General features: G+C 64.6%; 3 protein-coding genes. 1 reads left to right on the top strand and 2 read right to left on the bottom strand.

Annotated elements, in window-relative coordinates; all coding sequences use genetic code 11:
- Positions 1–22 precede the first annotated feature (22 nt).
- On the bottom strand, positions 23–343 hold the full coding sequence (locus ACK1U9_RS11250) for an I78 family peptidase inhibitor (protein ID WP_003260961.1): 321 nt from the start codon (positions 341–343) through the stop codon (positions 23–25).
- Positions 344–619: 276 nt separating this feature from the next.
- Between ACK1U9_RS11250 and ACK1U9_RS11245 the strand changes: the two genes are divergently transcribed.
- Entirely contained in the window at positions 620–832 is a 213-nt protein-coding gene (locus tag ACK1U9_RS11245) for a hypothetical protein (RefSeq protein WP_003260960.1), read from the top strand.
- Here ACK1U9_RS11245 and ACK1U9_RS11240 read toward each other — a convergent pair.
- Entirely contained in the window at positions 804–1,805 is a 1,002-nt protein-coding gene (locus ACK1U9_RS11240) for a nucleoside hydrolase (RefSeq protein ID WP_135001999.1), read from the bottom strand. The two genes, ACK1U9_RS11245 and ACK1U9_RS11240, sit on opposite strands and share 29 nt — an antisense overlap.
- Positions 1,806–1,829: the final 24 nt, after the last annotated feature.

The raw sequence follows: 1,829 nt of genomic DNA, 5'->3' as shown, positions 1-1,829 counted from the left end.
CCGCTCCCACAAGGACCGCGTGTCAACCGCAGTTGACGCGAACCACCTTGCCCTGCTCGTCCACATTCAGGTTCAAGCGCTCGGAGCGGTACTCCAGGGTAACCACGTCGTGCGGCTTGAGAATGCGGGCCATCTGCGAGCCACTGGCCTTGCGCGCCTGCTCCAGCAGCTCGGCGCTGGCTGGCTTGCCAATGGCGAAATCGGCGCCGCTGGCTTCGCAGCGGCCATCGTTGCCTGCCGGCGTGGCTGGCGCAGCGCCACCAGCAGAATTGCCACCAGTGCTGCAACCAGCCAGGACAGCAGCCACCGCCAGGGTTGCCAGGTAAGCACGGGTACGGAACATGAAGCCTCCTAAATCGGTCCGGGAACTGTCTGATCCGACAGCTCCGCTCATCTTTTGTTGCAAAACCGGTCAAGTCTGCCTGAACTCACCAGCAGAGGCGAAAACGCAATCGTGACCGGATTTTGCACAACCTGCCGCGTTTGCCATATGCTTAAGCCGCAAGGTCACTGACGCAAAGTCATGATTTAGTGCAAGAAGTGGAGCGCACCCCGCCTCCATCGAACACCAGGGTCAGGTGTTCGCCCCTTCGTCCCGGGCCCCAAGCGAGAGCCTTTCATGAGCAGCCACAGCATCGAAGCCGATATCAAGGTCAAATGGGCCGAAGGCCAGAGCGCGTACAGCCCTGGCACGCCGGAGGAGTTGCTGCTGATTGCCATCGACCTGCTGGTGCGCGATCGCGGCGCCGAGGCGGCACGCAGCTTCTTCGACCAGGTGTTCGAGCGCTACGCGCCGCACACGGCTATTCCAATCGCGCCAAACGGGCGCTGAGCAGGTCGAACAGGCCCTGGGCATCGCCCTCCTCCACCCACATCACATTGGCAGGCTGCTTGAGCACGCCGTACCAGTCGGCAAGGGTCTGGCCGAAGCTGGGGCCTTCGCGGCTGTCGATGCTCACATGGATGCGCCGGCCGCTGAACAGCTCGGGCTTGAGTAGGTAGGCGATGACGCTGGCGTCGTGCACCGGGCCGCCGGGCATGCCGTACAGGTCCATGTCGTGGGTGATGTAGGCGTTGAGTATATCCACCACCCGTCTGCTGGCCTGGTTGTTCACCGCCGCCAGTTGCTTGAGGCGGGCGTCGCTGGTCAGCAGCTTGTGGGTGACGTCCAGCGGCAGGTAGGTCAGTTGCACACCGCTGGCCAGCACCACTTCGGCGGCATGCGGGTCGGCATAGAGGTTGAATTCCGCCGCCGGGGTGATGTTGCCGCCGTTGAAATGGGCACCACCCATGACCACCACTTGCTTGATGCCTTTGGCGATGTCCGGGCGCTGGATCAGCGCCAGGGCCAGGTTGGTTTGTGGGCCGAGCATGGCGACGGTGATGCTGTGGGGCTTGGCGGCGCCAAGGGTGTCGACCAGGTATTGCACGGCATTGCCCTGGGCCAGCGGCGCTTTCGGCTCGTGCACCTGGATGCCGGTGAGGCCTTCTTCGCCGTGCACGTCGGCGGCGTAGATCGGCTTGCGCACCAGCGGGCGAGCGGCGCCGGCGTACACGGGGATGTCTTCGCGGCCGGCCCATTCGCGGGCCAGGCGGGCGTTGCGCGAGGTTTTTTCCAGGCGCACGTTTCCGGCCACGGTGGTGATGGCGCGGATGTTGAGCTCGTCGGGCGAGGCCATGGCCAGGAAAAGCGCGACCACGTCGTCGGCGCCGGGGTCGGTGTCGATGATCAGGTCGATGGGGGCGGCCTGGAGGGTGGTGGCTGCGGCCATGAGGGCGATTCCTTGTAGCAGGGGTTTGAGCATGGGTGGCACTCCTGTTGCCTGGGT

It is taken from the genome of Pseudomonas sp. XP1 (assembly GCF_053557675.1).
The sequence above is the reverse complement of the archived record's forward strand: the minus strand, read 5'-3'. Positions and strand labels throughout refer to the sequence as shown.